Genomic DNA, 1,153 nt, shown 5'->3' with positions numbered 1-1,153 from the left:
ACCCCCCACCGACAGTTTCAGGGCCAGCAAGAGAACACGAGAGACATCCAGATTACGCCCACAGCGAACACCCTGGGAGCCGGACGGCTAGCGGCGATGACGCCGTCGGCCGCTAGGCGACGCGGGTGATTTCCACTTTGACGTTGAGGGTTGACCCGCCTCCACCGGAGAGAATTCCCTTGAGGGGCGAGACGTCCTTATAGTCGCGCCCGCGTGCCACCGACACGTGGAAGTCGCTAACCGGGCCACTGTTAGTAGGATCCCAGCCACGCCATTCACCGTCCCACCACTCGACCCAGGCGTGAGACTGCCCAGCGACCGTCTCGCCGATGGGAGCGCCGCTGCGCGGATGCAGGTACCCGGAGACGTAACGCGCTGGAATACCGATGCCCCGGAGCGCACCAATTGCCAGGTGCGCGAGGTCCTGGCAGACACCTTTGCGCTTGTCCCAGGCGTCGCGCGCGTTGGTCTGCACCCCGGTGACACCCTGGACATAGGACATCTCCTGCTTGATCCAGTCAAAAACCGCATGCACCGCCTGATGCGGATTGCAGTCAGTGGCAAGCCGGCCGGCGTTGGAGCTGACCTCCGGATCGGGGTCGGTCAAACTGGTCTGCGGGAGCCAGTCACCGTACTCATTGATGACGTCGTCGGACCCGAGCTGGTCCCACGTCGCCACCTCGTCCGCAGAAGGAATCCGTTCCATCCGGCTCACCTCGACTGTGGTGACCGCCGTGACCTCGAGTGATTCGTGGGCGCTCTGCATGTCGAAGGCAGTGACTCTGGTACCCCAGTAGTCCCGGTACGTGGACACGGCAGCGCTCGACGGCGATACCTTGAGCGTGGACTCGAGGACCACCTGCTGGGAGTCGGTCAGCGGCGTCATTCGTGCTTCGTTGTAGGACAGGGTCACCTTGCGCACATAGTTGTAGCCAGTGCGGTGGGTGATGAGCAAGCGGGTCATGAGAGTTCTCCCACCCAGGACAGTTCGTCAGCCTGGGAAAAGTAGGTGCGTGAAATAGCGTCTGAAGCTTTCGCGCAGGCTTTCTGGACCCGTTCCATATGTTCGGGCAACTCGGCCATCAGATCGTCGGTTTGGTGGAATTCAAGGAAGGTCCGGGCCTGGCCGACAATACGGCTCGCATCGTTGATG

Annotated in this window: 2 protein-coding genes; both read right to left on the bottom strand. The window is 62.2% G+C overall.

Annotation, left to right across the window (positions count from 1 at the left end; translation table 11 throughout):
• Positions 1-112 precede the first annotated feature (112 nt).
• Positions 113-964 carry a transglutaminase family protein gene (locus tag Y703_RS0108090; RefSeq protein WP_026552313.1) on the bottom strand — a complete coding sequence of 284 codons (852 nt, stop codon included), beginning with the start codon at positions 962-964 and terminating at the stop codon, positions 113-115.
• Positions 961-1,153, bottom strand: a 193-nt coding sequence (locus Y703_RS18680) for an alpha-E domain-containing protein (protein ID WP_035764266.1), incomplete at its 5' end; no start/stop codon positions are given. The genes Y703_RS18680 and Y703_RS0108090, both read right to left, overlap by 4 nt.

The organism is Arthrobacter sp. H20 (assembly GCF_000520515.1).
In the GTDB taxonomy this organism is placed as follows: Bacteria; Actinomycetota; Actinomycetes; order Actinomycetales; family Micrococcaceae; genus Arthrobacter_D.
Note: the sequence above shows the minus strand (reverse complement) of the source record. Positions and strands in the feature narration are given on the sequence as shown.

What these genes read in the sequence shown, in the direction of transcription:
- Y703_RS0108090 (WP_026552313.1), bottom strand. Translation starts at nt 964, where the DNA reads ATGACCCGCTTGCTCATCACCCACCGCACTGGCTACAACTATGTGCGC.